Source organism: Vibrio sp. L3-7 (assembly GCF_963898195.1).
GTDB lineage: Bacteria > Pseudomonadota > Gammaproteobacteria > Enterobacterales > Vibrionaceae > Vibrio > Vibrio echinoideorum.
This window is the reverse complement of the sequence record NZ_CAWQUW010000002.1, coordinates 50,070-69,483: the sequence shown is the minus strand read 5'-3', so window position 1 is coordinate 69,483 and position 19,414 is coordinate 50,070. Positions and strand designations below refer to the sequence as shown.

The window sequence follows — 19,414 nt, the reverse complement described above, 5'->3', positions numbered from 1 at the left end:
CTCTCGATGTGTTATGTGATCGATTAATGAATCCCACCGATGCGATTAAAACGCACACCAGTAGGAATCCATGTTGGAAGTACACTGTCTGAACCACGTTCAAATTCGAAGCTAATCCAAATAGCAACGGCCTTACCAACAAGGTTTGCTTCAGGGACAAAGCCCCAGTATCGGCTATCAGCACTGTTGTCACGGTTATCACCCATCACAAAATACTGGCCCTCTGGAACGACCCACTCATTAACACCATTACGAGGCTGATATGCTTGTACACGATCACGGCGTAATGGGTTAACTAAAATCTGGTGCTCCACGTCTCCAAGCTGTTCATTCAGCTGAATCAGGGGGACACCATCTTGAATAAATTGGCTTTCTTCAACGTTACTTAGTTTCACTGGTTCACAGCTGCTAGCACCTTTCGCTTGAATGCAGACCTCTTTACGGCTGCTGTAGCGAATAGTATCGCCCGGCATACCAACAACACGTTTGATGTAGTCAATATTCGGCTGAGGTGGATACTTAAATACAATTGAGTCACCACGTTCTGGCTTGCCTGTTTCTACCAATTGAGTGCGCCATACTGGGTCTTTTAGGCCGTACGCATACTTTTCTACCAAGATAAAATCACCAACCAAGAGGGTTGGCATCATCGAGCCAGAAGGAATTTGAAACGGTTCATAAATAAATGAACGCAAAACCAAAACAAATGCAATTACCGGGAAAATGGACACACTGTTCTCAACCCACCAAGGCTGAGCCGTAACTTTAGCGCTGGTTTCAGCGTCTAGGCCATTCGATTGTGCTTCAACGTCAGCCAGTTTTTGCTGGCGTTTCTTAGCCCACACAAACTTTTCCAACGCCCATACAATGCCGGTCACTAGAGTTACGATCACTAAAATAAGCGAAAATGTATTAGCCATTGATATCCCTTAAATTTCATTTCTTTAAAAATAACGAAAGTGAAAGAATAGCGAGCTACTCTTCCACTTTCAATTATTCGTTTAATGCTGGATAAAGTTAGTCTTTACCAACATGAAGAATCGCTAAGAATGCTTCTTGAGGCAGTTCAACGTTACCAATCTGCTTCATACGCTTCTTACCTTCTTTTTGTTTCTTAAGAAGTTTCTTCTTACGACTGATATCACCACCGTAACATTTTGCGATTACGTTCTTACGTAGTTGTTTCACTGTAGAACGAGCAATAATGTGGTTACCAATCGCAGCTTGAATCGCGATATCAAACATCTGACGAGGAATGAACTCTTTCATTTTCTCAACCAGTAGACGACCACGAGACTGTGCAATATCTTTATGCGTGATGATCGCAAGTGCATCAACCGTTTCGCCATTTAGCAATACGTCAACACGAACCATGCTCGACATTTCAAAGCGTTGGAAATTGTAATCCAGTGACGCGTAGCCACGAGATGTTGATTTCAAGCGGTCAAAGAAATCTAGAACCACTTCTGCCATAGGAAGGTCATAAGTCACAGCAACTTGGTTACCGTGGTAAACCATGTCGACTTGTACGCCACGCTTCTCAACACATAGTGTGATTACGTTACCTAGGTAATCTGAAGGCACAAGAATATTACAACGAGCGATAGGCTCACGAATCTCTTCTACATCATTAGTCGCTGGCAGTTTTGCTGGGCTATCAACATAAAGGATGGCGCCATCAGTTTTTACAACTTCGTAAACTACTGTTGGTGCCGTCGTAATTAGGTCTAGGTCGTATTCACGTTCTAAACGTTCTTGGATGATCTCCATGTGGAGCATACCCAAGAAGCCACAACGGAAACCAAAACCAAGTGCAGCCGAGCTTTCTGGTTCGTAAAACAGTGAAGCATCGTTCAGGCTTAATTTGCCTAGTGCATCACGGAAGTTTTCGTAATCATCAGACGATACTGGGAATAGACCCGCGTATACCTGAGGCTTCACTTTTTGGAAACCAGGTAGACGTTCTGTGCTACCACCTTTCGCAAGCGTCAACGTATCACCAACTGGTGCGCCAAGGATGTCTTTAATACCACAAACAACCCAACCAACTTCGCCAGTATTTAGCTCAGTGGTGTCGATTTGTTTAGGTGTGAAGATACCTAGACGGTCAACCCCCCAAACTTGGTCTGTCGACATAACTTTAATCTTATCGTTCTTCTTCAGCTTACCGTTTTTAATACGAACCAAAGAAACAACACCGAGATAGTTGTCGAACCAAGAGTCAATGATCAGTGCTTGTAGAGGCGCTTCTGGATCACCTTCCGGTGGCGGGATAGCCGTTACGATGTTCTCAAGAACATCATCAACACCTAAACCTGTTTTCGCAGAACAACGAGTCGCTTCCATCGCATCAATGCCAACGATCTCTTCGATCTCTTCAGCAACACGATCTGGTTCAGCAGCTGGTAGGTCAATCTTGTTCAAGATTGGCACTACTTCCAGTTCCATTTCAATAGCGGTGTAACAGTTAGCTAGAGTTTGTGCTTCAACACCCTGGCCAGCATCCACTACAAGTAGTGCGCCTTCACAAGCGGCTAGAGAGCGAGAGACTTCGTAAGAGAAATCTACGTGTCCAGGGGTATCGATAAAGTTTAGTTGGTAAGTTTCACCATCTTTCGCTGTATAATCTAAAGTCACACTTTGCGCTTTAATTGTAATACCACGCTCGCGTTCTATATCCATAGAATCGAGGACTTGAGCTGCCATCTCACGTTCACTTAATCCTCCACAAACTTGGATTAAGCGGTCAGAAAGGGTCGACTTACCGTGGTCGATGTGGGCGATAATCGAAAAATTACGAATGTGCTTCATAGGCTTGGTGTGACTAAACTCTTTGAATAGGGATAATAAGAAAGCCGCTGTGTTTCCAATCTGTATTCAGCATTGGTGGCGGCATTTCAATCAAGTTGGCAGATTCTACCGAATTTAAGTGCAAGACGCATCATAAATTAGACGAGAGGCTCACCTAGGATTCGAATCAAGACGACTTCTTGCTTGGATTTGTCTTCCATTGGTTTGGCTAACCGCTTCGCTAGGGCAATACCACCAGCGGTAAATAGAGCAGCACTGAGTATCACTATCCCCTCGCCCCCTTGGAGTAAGGGTTGTAACAATAGTTGTCCAAAACCAGCACCAATCATCAGCATGAAAAGTGGGATAAGATAAACGATAGCCGCGGACTGAAGCAGGCTTTTTTCTGGGAAGCCGATTTCTACAATTTGCCCGGCTTTAACAAGGCTTAGAGTTTTCAACTGCCAAAACAAAGATTTATTGCCAACAGCTTTGGTAACAATACCGGTGCCGCAGCTTTTTTGAGAAGAACAACTGCTACAACTGGTTTGTTGTTCGCAGCTCAGTTGAACAAAATATTGCTTACCTTTTTGTTCAACTGAGCTAACAGTAGCCAGCGCGGTCATCATTGCGCTGACGCCTGTTTATTGAACTTTACAGATTGGGCAATACGCTTGGCCGTTGCTGGAGGAATATCTCCAACCACAGATATTTCTTTGTCGCCAACCACTAAGCTATGTAAGGTTCTGCGCCCCTGACGAACCAATTGCCCCTTCAATGAATGCTCATCTTTATCGGCTATATATACCGAAAAGCTAAATAATCCATCACTGAAAAGCTGACTTTCGACCATTTTATCGGTCGTCGCCATCTGATAGCGACTGAGCTCTTTCGACTTAAACCCTTCAGGAATCCAAGACGCTTGCCAGTTAGTTTCGCTCACAAGACCTTCAGGTAGTGACAAAACCTTCGGCAGTTGAGCTTGATTTAAGCCCCCCATAGCCTCGGCAATCTTGTCATTCACCACGTAAGATATTGTGCGGTATTGTTCAAGGACTTCGCCATCACGATCAAGAAGATCGGCACGCAATGGAAGGCTCGTTTTTTCATCGACCCAGACAACGTAAGAGTATCGAAGGCCATCTTTTGGCACCACTCGTAACACTTGTGTTGTCGTACCCGCTTCACGCGCACGCCCGACCTTAACAAAATCGTAGTACTCGCTAAGAGAATCGATATCTCTGTTGATCATCGGAATGACAGGCGCAACCATGCTGCCAGACTGAATCGTAAATGGCTCTGTACCCGGTTCAATGTAGCTAACTTCGTTACCACGTCGAATGACTTCACGGACAGGGCCGCTTAAGTAAACAAGGTGAGCAAGTTGTTGGTCGTCGTTAACCGCATGGCGATAAACAAGAGGTTCAATACTGCTCTTCTTTATCAAGATATAGGAAAGTTCGTAATTTAGATGCTGACTGGCCTCGTTCATTTGATGTAACAACGCCTTTGCAGTAATTTCCTCTGCAAAGGCTGTTGGAGACATCAAGCTGAACAGTGTCAGTGCACTGACCAGGATTTTCTTCATTCAATGTCCGATTCTAGATGTGCATCTTGCATTGGCGATGCATCACTGTTTAATCTTAGCTGCAGCTCATAATCTTCTAGCATTGCATGAACGCGTTTGCGCTGCTCTTGCAAGTTAGCTTCAGATGCCGGCTTCTCAACAGAGTCACGCGTCAAGCTTACTGGTTCAGCAGAACCCGCAAATGGAATCGTTTGTAGTACAGGTAACTGCTCTGGCGCAGCAGGGTCGCTGCCACCATATTGTTGAACACCTAGTACAACGACTAGTGAGACACACGCTGCCACGGCAACTTGTCCAAACTGTTGTAACCACGCTGGAAGCTGACGCTTCGCTTGCTGAGGTTTAGGTTGCTCTTCAATTGGAGCAACAGTTGGTTCAACATGCACTTGGTGCAGATTCGGCATTGCACTATGTGCAGGCTCATTATCAAGCGCTGCCGCTACACTGTTAGCAATGTTCCACTCTGGAGTTTCTGGCGCATCCCCACGCATAACATCACCAATTAGATGGTAACTCTGCCAGGTATCCATGCTTTCTTGATCAGATTCGAGATCTACAATGAGAGCTTTATCGATCGTTTCACCATCCATGAGTGCCGAAAGCTTTTCTTTATCAGCCATTATTTTCACCATAATTATTACAAGTTCTAGCGTTGCAAAAGAGGCTTAATTTTCTTTTCCACCGCTTCACGAGCTCGGAAAATACGCGAACGTACGGTTCCTACAGGGCAATCCATTACTTCTGCAATCTCTTCGTAGCTCAAACCTTCGAGCTCACGCAACGTCATTGCAGTTTTTAAGTCTTCCGGTAGCGCTTCAATCGCTCCAAAAACGACTTGTTTCAATTCGTTTGACAGCGTTAAGTTCTCAGGGTTCGATATTTCTTTTAACGCGCTGCCTGTTTCGTAATATTCTGCATCTTCTGCATCTACATCTGTTGCTGGCGGCCTACGGCTTTGGGCAACGATATGATTTTTAGCGGTGTTCACGGCAATTCGGTACAACCATGTATAGAAGGCACTCTCGCCACGAAAGTTAGGTATCGCGCGGTAAGCTTTAATAAAAGCTTCTTGTGCTACATCAGGTACATCACCGGAATTATTCACGTATCGAGAGATAAGATTACAGACTTTGTTTTGATACTTAACCACTAATAAGTTAAATGCCTGCTTATCTCCACTCTGAACTCGCTCAATCAACACTTGATCGGTTAGCTGCTCGTTCATTCGAGCGGGTACTCCTATTGTTATAGCCCTTACCTTCGCAGATATGGGTACTAATTATGCGAAATGTAGTATTGACACCACCGTCTACAAGAGCACTATTGTGACTAAGCCAAATACTGAAAGTTCCAACTTTCTTAAAATTATTTGCCATTATTGTTTCACAATGTGATGTAATAAAAATAGTTATCCCTATCAATTTGGGGAAACTTGAGCAAAAGCAATGGTATTGAGCAATTAAATATTTCTAGATAGCTGTCTATATCTTGATTCTGCGTAACGTTTTAGGATGACTCGGGAGATTATAACAGTCTTACCGCAACTCCTAAAACAAGACAAGGTCAATTGAGAGTGGACAACTCGACTATAGCCCGGGATTGAATAAGTTTTATGAACGCAAACCGTGAACATCAGTGTGATGTATTAGTGGTAGGAAGTGGTGCGGCAGGCTTGTCATTAGCCTTACGTGTAGCTGAACATGCAAAAGTAATTGTATTGAGCAAAGGACCACGCAGCGAAGGATCGACGTATTACGCACAAGGTGGTATCGCCGCGGTGTTCGATGAGTCGGACAGTATTGAGTCTCATGTAGAAGATACTCAAATTGCTGGGGCCGGGTTATGTGAAGAAGATACCGTTCAATTCATTGCTGAAAATGCAAAAGAGTGCGTGCAATGGCTGATTGATGGCGGCGTTCCATTTGATAAAGATGAGAACAGCACCGAAGGCCAACCAAAATATCACCTCACTCGTGAAGGTGGACACAGCCACCGCAGAATCTTGCACGCTGCCGATGCCACTGGCATGGCAATGCAAACCTCACTGCAAGATAACGTCAACAATCACCCAAACATCGAGATCTTCGAGCGCCATAATGCCCTTGATTTGATCACTGAAGATAAAATTGGTGGTTCGAAAGACAAGGTTATTGGTGCCTACATTTGGAACCGCAACCAAGAGCACGTTGAAACCGTGCGCGCTAAATTTGTTGTACTTGCAACTGGCGGCGCTTCAAAGGTTTATCAATACACATCAAACCCAGATGTCTCTTCAGGCGATGGTATTGCTATTGCTTGGCGTGCGGGTTGTCGTGTCGCAAACCTTGAATTCAACCAGTTCCACCCAACATGTCTGTTCCACCCAGAAGCACGCAACTTCTTGCTAACGGAAGCCTTACGTGGCGAAGGTGCATACCTACGCCGTCCAGATGGTTCTCGTTTCATGAAGGACTTCGATGAGCGCGGTGAACTGGCTCCACGTGATGTGGTTGCTCGTGCGATTGACTTCGAAATGAAGCGTTTGGGTGCAGACTGTATGTATGTCGATATCAGCCACAAACCTGAAGAATTCATCACGACGCACTTCCCAATGATCCATACTCGCTTGATGGATTTGGGGATTGATATGACCAAAGAGCCGATCCCTATCGTACCAGCCGCTCACTACACTTGTGGTGGTGTCATGGTCAATAAGCAAGGTCAAACCGATCTAACGAATCTGTATGCGATTGGCGAAGTGAGTTACACCGGCTTACATGGTGCGAACCGCATGGCGTCAAACTCACTGCTTGAATGTGTTGTTTATGCTTGGGCTGCGGCAAAAGATATCGTAGAGAACATAGACCAACCTCAACTGTGCTCAGAACTGCCTGCTTGGGATGAAAGCCAAGTTACCAACAGTGATGAAGAAGTCATCATTCAACACAACTGGCACGAACTACGCCTGTTCATGTGGGATTACATGGGGATTGTTCGAACAGACAAACGGCTAGAGCGTGCAATGCGCCGTATTCAGATGCTGCAACAAGAAACTCATGAGTACTACAGCTACTTTAAGGTTTCCAATAACCTGCTTGAGCTGCGTAACTTATTGCAAGTCGCTGAGTTGATGGTTCGTTGTGCGATGCAACGTAAAGAGAGCCGTGGCCTACATTACACGTTGGATTACCCTGAGCTTGCTAAAGACAGTGGTCCAACGATTCTTACACCAGAGAAAGACCAGTTATAGTCACTTAGCCTTAGCTACTTAGATTTAACTATTTAGTTAAGAGCAATCAAATGAAAAGGAGCCAAGTGCTCCTTTTTCTTTGTCTATCGTTCTCGTTGTAAGTTTGCCAGAAAATGGCGATATTCACGATCATGACAACTGTCTCGCCATATTAATACCGAATGCCCGCACTCAAACTTCAGCTTAATGAAAAACTGCGCCCAGATCTTATCAACCGACTTTAGAATATAATGTTGGTCATTCAGTCGAATTTCACCATCTTCTTTATAATCAAAACGCCCTTGAGCACTGTTCAGAATTACGTGATTCGTTATAAATAAGTTAATGATTAAGGATAAACAATAGAGAGCAACGACGAGAGGAATGGAAGAAAAGACAGTGACAAACAAAAGGCACCCGAAAACAGTGCCTTTTGCAAATAATGCGAAATATGAAGGGTTAAGCTGAAGCTTAACGAACCTTGCTGAGGTTATGCGCGACAATTTTATCAACCATTGAAGCATGGCCTAGATTTTCACTGCGCCCATGTCCCATCACCCAAGTAAACAAATCTGGGTCATCACACTCAAGTAGAGAAACAAACTCGCGCTGTTCCTGATCTTGTAACGAATCAAAACACTCTTCAAAAAATGGCATGATAACAACATCAAGTTCTAACATGCCGCGACGGCAACCCCATTTAATTCGTGCTTTCTGCTCTGCAGTGTACATTGGCTATCCTCACCTATAATTTTTCTTTCTCGGAGTGTAACAAGTCACACGCTCTGCAACTACTATGTGAGTCACAGTCCCTATCTAAGCTCACAAAAAAACCTAGGCTGACAAAGAAACAGAACCGGATTAACATAGAGCCAAATAAAATTCTTAGGAAAGATAAAATGGATTGGAAAAACACATTTCAGCCGCTCGCTCACACACAAAATGATTCACTTCCAGAACTGATGATGACTCACGTTTCTGATTGGAGTGCCATTACCATGATAGGCGATGACAAAAAATCGTACTTACAAGGTCAAGTAACATGCGATGTCGTCACTCTTCCTAAAGATGAATCCACATTAGGCGCGCATTGTGATGCAAAAGGAAAGGTATGGAGTATCTTTCGCTTGTTCCACCACAACGGCGGCTACGCACTTATGCAGCCTAAATCTGCGATTGAAGTCGAGTTAGTTGAAATCAAGAAATACGCTGTATTCTCTAAAATTGATATCGAGCAGACGTCTGACGTGGTTATCGGAATCATGGGCACTTTAGCGAACCAATACGTTGATTCGATTGCAGAGGGTCAAGGAAAAGTGCGTACTATCTCTGGTGGTACAGCCGTTCAGGTATCTGACAACCGTTGGGCTCTACTTGTTACGCAAGAAGCAGCAGAGGCTTTGGTATCAAGCAGCTCAGCTGAAAAAGTATCGGAAGCGCTTTGGCAGTATCATGAAATTCTTGATGCTCAGCCTAGCCTATCGAAGGTAGAGCAAAACGAACATATCCCTCAGGCTCTTAACCTACAAGCCATTGGCGGTATCAGCTTTTCAAAAGGCTGCTACACAGGTCAAGAAACGGTTGCTCGTGCCAAGTACCGCGGCATGAACAAGCGTGAAATGCGCATTGTTTCTGGAACGACTTCAGATGTACTGTCTCTAGAGAATACGATTGAACTTGAACGTAGCGTTGGCGAAAACTGGCGTGGCGCAGGACGACTATTAAACGTGTATCAATTTTCTGATAATCGAGCGATTGGTTTGATGGTGCTACCAAACAACCTTGATGACGACGTTCAGCTTCGACTGACCGCGCAGCCTGATCAAACATGGAATATCCTGCCACTGCCTTACAGCCTTGACGACGAGTAACCACGTGGAAACACTGATTACACAATGGCTGGATCAACAGCAGGTGAACTATCGCCTGCTGATGCAAAGTAAACCAACCACCAGCATCGAAGAAACAGCTCAAGAGCGAGGCATCGACGCCTCTCAAATGGTGAAGTGTATCCTGCTCAAGGATATGGGAAACCAGTATGCGTTGGCCTGTACTGCTGGTGATCGCTCTGTCGACCCTAAGAAAGTACGCTCGGTACTGAATTGCCGTCGAATGACCTGCGTATCATTGAAAGATGTTGAAGCTATCACTGGCTTTAAGGCTGGATGTGTTGGACCGCTTGCTCTGAAGAGACACATGCCGATCATTTTTGATCCTTCTCTGCAGAACAACGTCTTCGTGACGATCAGCTCTGGCGATCGAATGGCTGGCGTCGCACTAAATCTCGATGATCTTATGGCCCTTTGCGCACCAATCGTTGCTGACATCAGTCGATGATCTTTTCGATCGTGTCATCGTTCGCAAACTTCATTAAGCTTTTTCATTGAATACATTTTTAGTGTGAGCTTTGTCATAAGAAAAACACACAAATAGTAAATAGTTAATCAAAATAAAAGCATAAGTAGTCACAAGAGTGAATTTGCGTTATTGTAAATTCACTGGCTAGCCTTTAGGCAAATCAGTACAAGTGAATCCACTGAGTAACATCAGTATCCACTTTTGTGTAATGCATCTGTGACTATTCGCCCGTTTTAGACGGGCTTTTTTTTGTCAAAAATTTACAATTTGATTACACAAACAAAAAAATCCCGCCTATTCTTATACTTGTAACATTATCACTGCTTAATACCGGACAGGAAAGTTCACAGCAGTTCACTACTCAGTATTATTTTGGGGAGGAGCTCACGTAAAAATAGATATTTACTGAAGAAAGTGCTTAGAACAGCACAAATATCTAATTAACGTCAACTCTACTGCATATTACTCCATGCTTATCACAATTATTATCTCGGAGTTTTTCTATAATATGCAGGCTAGGTAAATATAAGGATAATTAAAATGAGACTGTTTAAGCGCTATACACCGAGTATGATTGCTAAACATGTAAGTCGACTTTTCAAAGGACGAATCTACATTTACGGCGTAGGAAAATTTGAGTTTGATAACGGTAAACTCGTGCTACCAGACCGAGCAGAAAGACGTCACTTTCAAACGGTAAAAGAAATAAATAGTGAAATCATGAAACTGCGCTGCGCATACGCCTGATCTGATTATCTACAGAATTAAAAACAAAAAGGGTTGGCATAATGCCAACCCTTTTTTCGTGTTCATGATTGAGCCAATGGCAATCAGATCCAGCTACTAACCATCAACAACGGCTCACCCGTGCGCGACTATTGATTTGTGATTATTGATTCACGACTATTGGTGCATAACTGAACGCTTGGCTAGATCGGGAAGATTGCCTGACAAACCCAGTGCTCGCTTCATGATCTCATCCTTCGCACCAGGTAATTGGCCAGCTAGCTTCATACCGATACCACGAATCAACTTCTTGGCTGGGTTATCACCTTCAAACAGATCTTTAAAGCCCTGCATTGAAGCAATCATCTTGGCCGCCTCAGCTTTTCTCCAACGTTCATAGCCACGAAGGTTACGCTTGGTACCAATATCCTCACCAACAGCCCATAGCGTTAATAGCTCTTGCGCTAAGCTTGCTGCATCAAGTAAACCGAGGTTCACACCCTGACCAGCTAATGGGTGAATGGTATGCGCCGCATCACCAACTAGAGCAACACGTTCTACAGCAAAATCACGCGCATAACGCATACGCAATGGGAATGCAAAACGTTCACCAACCACCTCGCACAACCCTAACTTTGCATCAAACTCCGCTGTTAGCTGTTTATTAAAGTCAGCATCTGACATTGATACAAGCTTCTCGGCACGATTTGGTTCAGTCGACCAAACAATTGAACTCATATTCGTTGGCTGCATTGGCAGGAATGCCAACGGCCCTTGTGGTGTGAATATTTGACGAGCAACGCTGTGGTGCGGCTCTGTGGTCTTAATATTCGCGACAATCGCGCTGTGGCCGTAATCCCAATGTGTTAATGGGATATCTTGTTGTTTGCGAACCCAAGAGTTTGCACCATCAGCTCCAACAACCAATTTAGCTGTCAGTGCTTGGCCATTATCTAGCGTTAACCATGCTTCACTTTCACCAATCGCCATCGTTTTGCACGTTGCAGGCATGTATAGGCTAACGTTGTCTTGCTTCTTAACCTGATCAAGCAGTGCGAGTTGAATCACACGGTTCTCAACAATATGACCGAGATTCGGCTGAGCCAAACGTGTCGAGTCAAACTCAATGCGAGCAAAGCTGTCTTGTTCCCACACTTCCATCGCTTGATAGGGCGCAGAACGTCTTTGTTCGATGCCTTGCCATGCGCCTAGATTACGCAGAATAACCTCACTCGAACGGCTCAGGGCCGACACTCGAACATCGGGTAATTCACTAAGCCCTTCACTAGGTGCTTTGCCTTCAATCACCGCAACTCTTAAGTCACTGTCTTTCAAAGCGGCCGCAAGCGCTAGGCCAACCATGCCACCGCCCACAATGGCGATATCAACACTTTGCATCATTATTTTTCTACCTTATCTTTCTACTAGGCCAAGCGTATGACGCAAAAGTGGACCTTTAAGGGGTGGGAGGTTATCGATGACAGCTAACCCAAGATTACGCCCAATACGAGCGGTCAAAAAATCGTTTGAAAACAGGTGGACTAAGCTTGATGTCAGCGTAATCGTGGTTTCTCTGTCTTGTTCTCTACGCTTTCTAAAGTTAACAAGACCAGTATAACGACCCACGTCATCCAATTGAGTACACAGCTCTTCAGCTAATGAAGTGACATCACGAATACCGAGGTTAAAGCCTTGTCCCGCAATAGGGTGAAGCGTTTGAGCGGCATTGCCTACAATCGCAAAGCGATGAGAAATATTCTGCTGACGATGACGAAGAATCAATGGATAACTCGCACGTTTACCCACTTTCTCTAATCGGCCTAGTCGCCAACCAAAGTCACTCTGCAGTTGCTCAAGAAATTCGTTGTCGTTTAGGGTCATCACTTTTTGCGCTTGCTCCGGAGACAAACACCAAACCAAAGACAAACGGTTACCACTCATCGGCAATAGAGCGACTGGCCCATGATGAGTAAAACGCTCAAACGCTCGACCTTGATGCGGTTCACTCGCCACGATGTTGGCAATCACCGCAACTTGTTCAAAGTCATGTTCACTCAATGAGATATTGAGTTGCTGACAACAGGTAGAGATAGCCCCGTCAGCGGCAACCAATAACTTAGTTGTTACTGTTTGCCCACTTGTTAGCTCAATCGTCGTTAACGATTCATCACGTACCACTTTACTGACAGATTCAGGGCAAAGCATCGTAATTGCGGCTTCAGATTCAAGCTTTTGCTGATAGATTCGACCGACATCCGCCAACTCCACCACATAGCCAAGCGCATCGACAGCAAGCTCTTCACTGTAGATGTCCGTCATCCCGGCATGCCCTCTATCCGATACGTGGATATCTTTAATTGGGGTCGCTACCGGAGCGATAGATTGCCAAAGGTGCAAAGAATCGAGGATCTGCACCGTGCCATAAGACAAAGCAATCGAACGAGAATCAAAACCAGGGTGAGCTTGATGATCAACCTGATAAGGCTCTACTACCGCTATCGACAGCGAACCTTGACTGAGGTGATTAAGAGCAAGGGCTAAGGTCGCCCCCGCCATTGCGCCACCAGCAATTACAACATCATACTGAGCCATCATAACCTCAAACCGACAAGCGGATTAATGAATGGTTGGAGCCGCATCTTCAGATGGGCGTGCACCGAATTCAGCATGAATGGTTAGTGCACACGCTTTTACGTGTTCAATAACGTGCTCTAGAAGCTGCGCTTGCTCTTCCATATCATCTTCTTCATCGATACCCAGTTTTGCCATCTCTTCAAGATCAGCCAAAGCTTCTTTGGTACCGTCAGACGCTTTATTCAATTGAGCGCCAACCAAGCCTAAGCCAGAAATAAAGTGGTTAATCCAATCAGACACACCGTCCGCAAGATCAAACAAGCTTGCGCTTGCGTCTTCGTCAGGCAACAACATAGACAGTTCCATGCCTGAACCTGTGATTTCGCTGGTCGTTACTTTTAGCGTTGCTTCCGCAAGCGTTAATGCGCGATCTGGCCAGCCCATACCTTCATTGGTGTAATCAAAGATCAGTGGTTGCCAGCTTTTATCTGCCAGGTTTAAGCCTCCGCTCAACATACCCGTTAATAAACCATGCATCTCAGCAGGGTTTACGGCTAGGCTTGCCGATTGAAGTTCAGTCGCAACCGTTAGGTAGTCAGGTAAAGTCGTTTCGCTCATCAGATAGCTCGCTCAGTTATTCTTTATATCGATAGTATAATCGTACCACTTCACCCTAATTCTGGTAAGCGTCGATCCCAAGCAATTGAAGGATGACTGACTACCAATTGTTCAATTTGCTGAATTACTGTGTGCTCAAGCTCTCATTTACAAACAGTCACTCTGAAAAGCTTGAATCTTAATAGCGGTTTACCTATAGTTTCTCCCTCAGAGGAGATTGCTTCCTCATCGGTACTTGCACTTTTTGTTTCTCAAAAAATGATAAAGTGTAATAGCCTTAAAATAGCGCGTAAAAGAGTTCATCCATCATGAGTAATCAAGCGGTAGACGTTGAAATATTAGGAAAACTGACTCGAGTGAATTGTCCCCCAGGGCAAGAGGAGTCATTGATTGCAGCGGCGGCCGATCTTGATAATCGATTGAAAGAGATGGCTGAACGCACTAAGGTAACCAATGAAGTGAAGCTGCTAACGATCGCAGCTCTGAATATTTGCTACGAATTACAAACTAAGAAGTTTGAAGCAAACGACGAACAAAACGCACTGACCGAGCGAATGGAACAGCTCACGACATCACTTTCAGATGTCCTCAGTAAAGTTAAGCACGGACAGCAATAGCGTACACAAAATTTACCCTGGAGTGTTTGTCAGAGGATTCACGTCCCCGAGCCGATAAGCAATCCCTAAGGGTTAGTACTTGAGTGCTATTGAGCATGCTCGGTCCGCCGAGAAGCCTACGGTAATCATTGCTGATCCGCCTTGAACTCGCTGGTTCAAGGGCCATCTATTCTCAACGGCACTTTGGGGTATCCCTTCTTATGAAGACGCTCACACGCAGCGAATTTCGCAAACAGATCCGTATCAAACGTAATGCCTTATCTGGCGACCAACAAACTCAATCCGGTTTAGATTTAGTCCAGCAGTTCACTCAACTCAAAGAGATCCAGCTGGCTCAGCATATTGCACTCTATATCTCTATTGATGGTGAACTCGATACTCAACCTCTGATCGAATGGTTATGGGCGCAAGGTAAACAAACTTATTTACCGGTATTGCACCCCTTCTCTGCCGGACATCTGCTGTTTCTACATTACTCTCCAACCACACCCACTGTTTTTAATAAGTACGGAATCGTTGAACCTCAGCTGAATCAAATGCTCGTCAAACCATGTCAACAACTCGACCTGATTCTCACACCACTGGTTGGCTTTGACTCTCAAGGTCATCGCTTAGGCATGGGCGGCGGTTATTACGATCGCACTTTGGCTCGATGGTTTGAGACTGGCGAAGGCGCAACGCCAATTGGTTTGGCTCATGATTGCCAGCATGTCGATACACTGCCAACTGAAGAATGGGACATTCCGTTACCTAAAATCGTGACTCCGAGTAAGACTTGGCAATGGGAAAGCAACCATTAAAGCGCTATAATCGCGCCGCAAACGTTAACCTCGATATCCAAACGTTAACCTCGATATCCAAACGTTAACCCAATATCCAAACGTTAACTTCAATACGCGAACGATTAATTCAAAGCGCACGACCTTATTCAGGAGAATGGCATGACTCAAGATGAAATGAAAAAAGCAGCTGGCTGGGCAGCACTTCAATATGTTGAAGAAGGCAGCATTGTAGGTGTAGGTACTGGCTCAACAGTAAATCACTTCATCGACGCACTTGGCACAATGAAAGACAAAATCAAAGGTGCGGTTTCAAGCTCTGTCGCTTCTACTGAAAAACTAGAAGCGCTAGAAATCAAAGTGTTTGAATGCAACGACGTGTTCAAGTTAGACATCTATGTTGATGGCGCAGATGAGATTAACGGTTCACGCGATATGATCAAAGGCGGTGGTGCTGCTTTGACCCGTGAAAAAATCGTTGCCGCTATCTCAGACAAGTTTATTTGTATCGTTGATGGTACGAAAGCAGTTGATGTGTTGGGTAAATTCCCACTGCCTGTTGAAGTTATCCCTATGGCACGCTCATACGTTGCTCGTGAACTGGTAAAACTTGGTGGTGACCCAGTTTACCGCGAAGGCTGCACCACTGATAACGGTAACGTAATCTTAGATGTTTACGGTATGGCTATCGAAAATCCAAAACAGCTAGAAGACATCATCAATAGTCTCGCTGGTGTAGTGACGGTTGGTTTATTTGCTCACCGTGGTGCCGATGTGGTTATCACAGGCACGCCTGAAGGTGCAAAAATTGAAGAATAAATAATAGAAGATTGAGTTTTTCTGTTACTTCATTACATACGGTGCCCAAGGGCGCCGTTTTTTTTGCTTTTTGCCTGTAAAATTATGTCTTATTCCGTAATTTTCTTACCCAAAACATTTTTTTTTTGTTACTTTATTGTTCAGAAGACGCACAGGGAAAACGTTTGTCTCCTGACAAAGTGGTGAATTTGTTCCCCTTTCAGCCATTTTGTAGCACGTGCGCCGCATTTGCCCAACCTTTCCATTTTAAGGACGAGAACAATGGCTAAAGTTTCACTGGAAAAAGAAAAGATTAAGATTCTACTTCTAGAAGGTCTTCACCCTTCTTCTGTAGAAGTTCTACAAGCCGCTGGTTACACAAACATTGAGTACCATAAAGGCTCGCTACCTGAAGATGAACTTCTTGAAGCCGTTAAAGATGCTCATTTCATTGGTATCCGTTCTCGCACAAACATCTCCCAAGAAGTTATTGATGCTGCTGAAAAGCTAGTTGCAGTCGGCTGTTTCTGTATTGGTACTAACCAAGTAAACCTTCAAGCGGCAGCAAAACGTGGTATCCCTGTTTTCAACGCGCCGTTTTCAAACACTCGAAGTGTTGCAGAGCTCGTTCTTGGTCAGGTGCTACTGCTATTACGTGGTATTCCTGAAAAGAACGCACTTGCTCACCGTGGCATTTGGAAAAAGAGTGCAGATAACTCAAACGAAGCTCGTGGCAAGCGTTTAGGTATTATTGGTTACGGTCATATTGGTACTCAGTTGGGTATTATTGCAGAGAACCTTGGTATGCGAGTTTACTTCTACGATATCGAGAACAAGCTTTCTCTGGGTAACGCAACTCAAGTTCATACGATGACTGATTTGCTCAACAAATGTGATGTGATCTCTTTGCACGTTCCTGAGACCAATGAAACTAAGAACATGATGGGCAAAGAAGAATTTGAACGCATGAAGCCTGGTTCAATCTTTATCAATGCAGCGCGTGGCACGGTCGTCGATATTCCAGCTCTGTGCGGCGCTCTAGATTCTGGTCACCTTTCAGGTGCAGCAATCGATGTATTCCCAACGGAGCCAAAAACCAATGCTGACCCATTTGAGTCACCATTGATGCAGTTCGATAACGTGATCCTAACGCCTCACGTGGGTGGTTCAACTCAAGAAGCACAAGAGAACATCGGTGTTGAAGTAGCAGGTAAGCTTGCAAAATACTCTGATAATGGCTCAACGCTATCAAGTGTTAACTTCCCAGAAGTATCATTACCACTGCATACAGGTGCTTCTCGCCTGCTGCACATTCACGAAAACCGCCCAGGCATCCTAACTCAGATCAACACCATCTTCGCAGAGGAAGGGATTAACATTGCAGGTCAGTACTTACAAACTGCAGCAGATATGGGTTATGTGGTTATCGACGTGGAAGCGAATCGTTCAGAAGAAGCTCTGCTTAAACTGAAAGAGATCGAAGGCACAATTCGTGCTCGTCTACTTCACTAATCATCGAATTAGATCATAAGTAAAAATAGAAAAGGCTCTCGTAATGAGAGCCTTTTTAGTATTTGGCCTACTGTAGGTAAATAGATCATGATGATCTAATCCCTTCCAGAGGTATGTTCACTACTCTTCTAGTTGGTAGATCACATTCACTCGATCACGAATGGTGATCGTTGAATCTTCATAAGAATTCGACTCGGTTCTCGCATCCATCGCCATTGAACGCATCAATACAGGCTGAGAAGATTGTGCGTTGTAATCCACGCGCCAGACATCACCTAACTCACGCTCAAAACCGCCAGCTAATGACTTAGCTTTCGATCGAGCATCCTTTATGGCTTCCAAGCGCGCTTGCTCTTGATACTTAGCTTGGTCGCGAACTTGAAGCTGAATATTATCGATTTGGTTAATACCTTGTCCGATAGCAATATCCATATACTCATTTAGATTCGCTAACTCATTTACTTGAACGGTCACATTACGTGAAGCTCTATAGCCCACTAGCTCAGGTTTACCATCTTTAGGGTAATGGTACTGAGGAGACAAATAGAGGTTCGAACTGTGGACACTTGCCTCATCTACGCCAGCTTGATGCAACTTGTTGAGAAACCCAGTGACCACTTTATCAACGGTATTTTTAGCCTGTTCAGCAGTCATTGTAGATTCCACGACTCTAACAGAAAATGTAGCCATATCTGGTGTTGCGATCACTTCACCATAGCCTGTCGTTGAGATATGCGGAAAAGATGGTGAGTTAGCCAATGACGGAAAACTCACGGCACTCAGTGCTGCAGTAAGAGTAAGAGACGTTGCTAACATCTTTGGTACAAACTTCATTAGGTAGACCTATGCTGAACAAATGTCCTTTTATCATAGAGCAATTTGTCACATAACCAATCCCGTGATAGGACTTCTAACACAACTTTGACGCTGCAAAAACCAACAGCTTACTGAGGTAAGTGATTGTGAGCATAATTCAATATCGCTTGAGATATCTCTTTCAGTACCCCGCTTTCTAGTTGCCAATGATGCCAATAGATGCCGTAAGACAATAGGAAGCCAGGAGTAATATCAATCAGCGCACCGGACTCAAGCTCCTCAACAATCTGTAATCGAGGGATCAAACAGTAAGCAACGCCCGACAACGCTAAGCGAACAAAGGCTTCAGAACTACCAACCGTATGATTGATCACGCTATCTCTAGGCATGTTAAAGTGATCATGTAAAAACTTCTTATGCAGATCATCGTATTGATCATATGAAACAGCTGGTGCTTTGCTCAGGGTCGAATAATTTACGCCCTCAGAAAAATAACGCTCGTGGAAATCAGGACTAGCTACACAGACATAATCCATCCTACCAAGATAATCAGCACTGCAACCCGGAATAGCTTGAGACTCTAAACTGATCGCCCCGGCAACCTCACCGCTTTTGATCTTATCTATGGTTCTCGACTCGCCATGAATGACAAGATTCAATTCAACTTGGCGAGACTTCATCACATCAGATAACGCCGGTAGCAACCAAGTTGCTAAACTATCAGCGTTGGTTGCTACAGAGATCGATAAAGGCTGAGAGCCCTCTTCATTCATGAGCTCAGGGACAAGTTCATGTTCTAGTAAACGCACTCGACGATACAAACCCAACAGTTTTTTTCCCGCTGGTGTTGGTCTTGGCGGGTTTTCTCTCACCAGAGCTGGCTGAGCTAACCATTTTTCGAGCTGCTTGATACGCTGAGACACCGCCGATTGGGAAATATATAACTGCTCAGCAGCTCTTTCAAAGCTGCGTTGTTTTACCACGGCATCCAGTGCTTCTATCCATTTGTAATCCAATCCACGCATCAATT

21 protein-coding genes and 1 other RNA gene are annotated in these 19,414 nt (G+C 44.6%); 9 read left to right on the top strand and 13 right to left on the bottom strand.

Annotated elements, in window-relative coordinates; all coding sequences use genetic code 11:
• Positions 1-23: 23 nt before the first annotated feature.
• The 6 genes from lepB to rpoE form a co-directional block, all read right to left on the bottom strand.
• Complete coding sequence (gene lepB / locus AACW75_RS02670; RefSeq protein ID WP_017075388.1) at positions 24-920, bottom strand: signal peptidase I; 897 nt, start codon at positions 918-920, stop codon at positions 24-26.
• Positions 921-1,017: 97 nt separating this feature from the next.
• The gene (gene lepA, locus AACW75_RS02665; protein WP_017075389.1) at positions 1,018-2,811 is read right to left on the bottom strand and encodes a translation elongation factor 4; all 1,794 of its coding nucleotides are present in this window, start codon (positions 2,809-2,811) and stop codon (positions 1,018-1,020) included.
• 137 nt (positions 2,812-2,948) lie between these two features.
• On the bottom strand, positions 2,949-3,419 hold the full coding sequence (locus AACW75_RS02660; protein ID WP_017075390.1) for a SoxR reducing system RseC family protein: 471 nt from the start codon (positions 3,417-3,419) through the stop codon (positions 2,949-2,951).
• A complete protein-coding gene (gene rseB / locus AACW75_RS02655) occupies positions 3,416-4,378 on the bottom strand; it encodes a sigma-E factor regulatory protein RseB (protein ID WP_017075391.1) in 963 nt (320 codons plus the stop codon). The genes AACW75_RS02660 and rseB overlap by 4 nt, the downstream gene beginning before the upstream one ends.
• The gene (locus AACW75_RS02650; RefSeq protein ID WP_004735378.1) at positions 4,375-4,998 is read right to left on the bottom strand and encodes a sigma-E factor negative regulatory protein; all 624 of its coding nucleotides are present in this window, start codon (positions 4,996-4,998) and stop codon (positions 4,375-4,377) included. Before AACW75_RS02650 ends, rseB begins: the two co-directional genes overlap by 4 nt.
• A gap of 26 nt (positions 4,999-5,024) precedes the next feature.
• Positions 5,025-5,603 carry an RNA polymerase sigma factor RpoE gene (rpoE, locus tag AACW75_RS02645; RefSeq protein WP_004735377.1) on the bottom strand — a complete coding sequence of 193 codons (579 nt, stop codon included), beginning with the start codon at positions 5,601-5,603 and terminating at the stop codon, positions 5,025-5,027.
• Between the two features lie 387 nt (positions 5,604-5,990).
• Here rpoE and nadB point away from each other — a divergent pair, with 387 nt between their 5' ends.
• Positions 5,991-7,607 carry an L-aspartate oxidase gene (nadB, locus tag AACW75_RS02640; RefSeq protein WP_017075393.1) on the top strand — a complete coding sequence of 539 codons (1,617 nt, stop codon included), beginning with the start codon at positions 5,991-5,993 and terminating at the stop codon, positions 7,605-7,607.
• Positions 7,608-7,690: 83 nt separating this feature from the next.
• On the opposite strand, the gene AACW75_RS02635 is transcribed toward nadB, so the two are convergent.
• Together AACW75_RS02635 and AACW75_RS02630 are read right to left on the bottom strand one after the other, a co-directional pair.
• The gene (locus AACW75_RS02635; RefSeq protein ID WP_318276513.1) at positions 7,691-8,110 is read right to left on the bottom strand and encodes a protein YgfX; all 420 of its coding nucleotides are present in this window, start codon (positions 8,108-8,110) and stop codon (positions 7,691-7,693) included.
• On the bottom strand, positions 8,058-8,318 hold the full coding sequence (locus AACW75_RS02630) for an FAD assembly factor SdhE (RefSeq protein ID WP_017075394.1): 261 nt from the start codon (positions 8,316-8,318) through the stop codon (positions 8,058-8,060). Before AACW75_RS02630 ends, AACW75_RS02635 begins: the two co-directional genes overlap by 53 nt.
• Before the next feature lie 167 nt (positions 8,319-8,485).
• On the opposite strand from AACW75_RS02630, the gene ygfZ reads away from it, so the two are divergent.
• From ygfZ to AACW75_RS02615, 3 genes are all read left to right on the top strand, one after another.
• Positions 8,486-9,457 (top strand): tRNA-modifying protein YgfZ, encoded by a 972-nt coding sequence (ygfZ, locus tag AACW75_RS02625; RefSeq protein WP_145570446.1) that lies wholly within the window; start codon positions 8,486-8,488, stop codon positions 9,455-9,457.
• Between the two features lie 4 nt (positions 9,458-9,461).
• A complete protein-coding gene (locus AACW75_RS02620; protein ID WP_237297598.1) occupies positions 9,462-9,923 on the top strand; it encodes an aminoacyl-tRNA deacylase in 462 nt (153 codons plus the stop codon).
• Between the two features lie 561 nt (positions 9,924-10,484).
• Positions 10,485-10,691, top strand: a complete 207-nt coding sequence (locus AACW75_RS02615; protein ID WP_004735370.1) for a DUF1107 domain-containing protein — start codon at positions 10,485-10,487, stop codon at positions 10,689-10,691.
• 156 nt (positions 10,692-10,847) lie between these two features.
• Here AACW75_RS02615 and AACW75_RS02610 read toward each other — a convergent pair whose 3' ends face one another.
• The 3 genes from AACW75_RS02610 to AACW75_RS02600 are packed head-to-tail and all read right to left on the bottom strand — an operon-like array spanning position 10,848 to position 13,862.
• Positions 10,848-12,071, bottom strand: coding sequence for an FAD-dependent 2-octaprenylphenol hydroxylase (locus AACW75_RS02610; protein ID WP_237297593.1), 1,224 nt, complete (start codon positions 12,069-12,071; stop codon positions 10,848-10,850).
• A gap of 12 nt (positions 12,072-12,083) precedes the next feature.
• Positions 12,084-13,262, bottom strand: a complete 1,179-nt coding sequence (gene ubiH, locus AACW75_RS02605; RefSeq protein WP_145570515.1) for a 2-octaprenyl-6-methoxyphenyl hydroxylase — start codon at positions 13,260-13,262, stop codon at positions 12,084-12,086.
• Positions 13,263-13,286: 24 nt separating this feature from the next.
• Positions 13,287-13,862 carry a YecA/YgfB family protein gene (locus AACW75_RS02600; RefSeq protein ID WP_017075399.1) on the bottom strand — a complete coding sequence of 192 codons (576 nt, stop codon included), beginning with the start codon at positions 13,860-13,862 and terminating at the stop codon, positions 13,287-13,289.
• Between the two features lie 308 nt (positions 13,863-14,170).
• Between AACW75_RS02600 and zapA the strand changes: the two genes are divergently transcribed.
• From zapA to serA, 5 genes are all read left to right on the top strand, one after another.
• Positions 14,171-14,479, top strand: a complete 309-nt coding sequence (gene zapA, locus AACW75_RS02595; protein ID WP_004735366.1) for a cell division protein ZapA — start codon at positions 14,171-14,173, stop codon at positions 14,477-14,479.
• Positions 14,480-14,490: 11 nt separating this feature from the next.
• A non-coding RNA gene (gene ssrS / locus AACW75_RS02590) (6S RNA) lies at positions 14,491-14,673 on the top strand.
• Between the two features lie 6 nt (positions 14,674-14,679).
• The gene (locus AACW75_RS02585; protein ID WP_145570440.1) at positions 14,680-15,279 is read left to right on the top strand and encodes a 5-formyltetrahydrofolate cyclo-ligase; all 600 of its coding nucleotides are present in this window, start codon (positions 14,680-14,682) and stop codon (positions 15,277-15,279) included.
• A 141-nt stretch (positions 15,280-15,420) separates the two neighbouring features.
• The gene (rpiA, locus tag AACW75_RS02580; protein WP_017075401.1) at positions 15,421-16,077 is read left to right on the top strand and encodes a ribose-5-phosphate isomerase RpiA; all 657 of its coding nucleotides are present in this window, start codon (positions 15,421-15,423) and stop codon (positions 16,075-16,077) included.
• Positions 16,078-16,338: 261 nt separating this feature from the next.
• Positions 16,339-17,568 carry a phosphoglycerate dehydrogenase gene (gene serA / locus AACW75_RS02575; protein ID WP_017075402.1) on the top strand — a complete coding sequence of 410 codons (1,230 nt, stop codon included), beginning with the start codon at positions 16,339-16,341 and terminating at the stop codon, positions 17,566-17,568.
• A gap of 120 nt (positions 17,569-17,688) precedes the next feature.
• Here serA and AACW75_RS02570 read toward each other — a convergent pair whose 3' ends face one another.
• Both AACW75_RS02570 and AACW75_RS02565 read right to left on the bottom strand, forming a co-directional pair.
• The gene (locus tag AACW75_RS02570; RefSeq protein WP_017075403.1) at positions 17,689-18,402 is read right to left on the bottom strand and encodes an oxidative stress defense protein; all 714 of its coding nucleotides are present in this window, start codon (positions 18,400-18,402) and stop codon (positions 17,689-17,691) included.
• A gap of 110 nt (positions 18,403-18,512) precedes the next feature.
• Complete coding sequence (locus AACW75_RS02565; RefSeq protein ID WP_029225105.1) at positions 18,513-19,409, bottom strand: LysR family transcriptional regulator ArgP; 897 nt, start codon at positions 19,407-19,409, stop codon at positions 18,513-18,515.
• Between the last annotated feature and the right edge of the window lie 5 nt (positions 19,410-19,414).

Excerpts from the sequence above, each read along its gene's own strand:
- lepB (WP_017075388.1), bottom strand. The coding sequence starts at position 920 with ATGGCTAATACATTTTCGCTTATTTTAGTGATCGTAACTCTAGTGACC.
- lepA (WP_017075389.1), bottom strand. The coding sequence starts at position 2,811 with ATGAAGCACATTCGTAATTTTTCGATTATCGCCCACATCGACCACGGT.
- AACW75_RS02660 (WP_017075390.1), bottom strand. The coding sequence starts at position 3,419 with ATGATGACCGCGCTGGCTACTGTTAGCTCAGTTGAACAAAAAGGTAAG.
- rseB (WP_017075391.1), bottom strand. The coding sequence starts at position 4,378 with ATGAAGAAAATCCTGGTCAGTGCACTGACACTGTTCAGCTTGATGTCT.
- AACW75_RS02650 (WP_004735378.1), bottom strand. The coding sequence starts at position 4,998 with ATGGCTGATAAAGAAAAGCTTTCGGCACTCATGGATGGTGAAACGATC.
- rpoE (WP_004735377.1), bottom strand. The coding sequence starts at position 5,603 with ATGAACGAGCAGCTAACCGATCAAGTGTTGATTGAGCGAGTTCAGAGT.
- nadB (WP_017075393.1), top strand. The coding sequence starts at position 5,991 with ATGAACGCAAACCGTGAACATCAGTGTGATGTATTAGTGGTAGGAAGT.
- AACW75_RS02635 (WP_318276513.1), bottom strand. The coding sequence starts at position 8,110 with ATGCTTCAATGGTTGATAAAATTGTCGCGCATAACCTCAGCAAGGTTC.
- AACW75_RS02630 (WP_017075394.1), bottom strand. The coding sequence starts at position 8,318 with ATGTACACTGCAGAGCAGAAAGCACGAATTAAATGGGGTTGCCGTCGC.
- ygfZ (WP_145570446.1), top strand. The coding sequence starts at position 8,486 with ATGGATTGGAAAAACACATTTCAGCCGCTCGCTCACACACAAAATGAT.
- AACW75_RS02615 (WP_004735370.1), top strand. The coding sequence starts at position 10,485 with ATGAGACTGTTTAAGCGCTATACACCGAGTATGATTGCTAAACATGTA.
- AACW75_RS02610 (WP_237297593.1), bottom strand. The coding sequence starts at position 12,071 with ATGATGCAAAGTGTTGATATCGCCATTGTGGGCGGTGGCATGGTTGGC.
- ubiH (WP_145570515.1), bottom strand. The coding sequence starts at position 13,262 with ATGGCTCAGTATGATGTTGTAATTGCTGGTGGCGCAATGGCGGGGGCG.
- AACW75_RS02600 (WP_017075399.1), bottom strand. The coding sequence starts at position 13,862 with ATGAGCGAAACGACTTTACCTGACTACCTAACGGTTGCGACTGAACTT.
- zapA (WP_004735366.1), top strand. The coding sequence starts at position 14,171 with ATGAGTAATCAAGCGGTAGACGTTGAAATATTAGGAAAACTGACTCGA.
- AACW75_RS02585 (WP_145570440.1), top strand. The coding sequence starts at position 14,680 with ATGAAGACGCTCACACGCAGCGAATTTCGCAAACAGATCCGTATCAAA.
- rpiA (WP_017075401.1), top strand. The coding sequence starts at position 15,421 with ATGACTCAAGATGAAATGAAAAAAGCAGCTGGCTGGGCAGCACTTCAA.
- serA (WP_017075402.1), top strand. The coding sequence starts at position 16,339 with ATGGCTAAAGTTTCACTGGAAAAAGAAAAGATTAAGATTCTACTTCTA.
- AACW75_RS02570 (WP_017075403.1), bottom strand. The coding sequence starts at position 18,402 with ATGAAGTTTGTACCAAAGATGTTAGCAACGTCTCTTACTCTTACTGCA.
- AACW75_RS02565 (WP_029225105.1), bottom strand. The coding sequence starts at position 19,409 with ATGCGTGGATTGGATTACAAATGGATAGAAGCACTGGATGCCGTGGTA.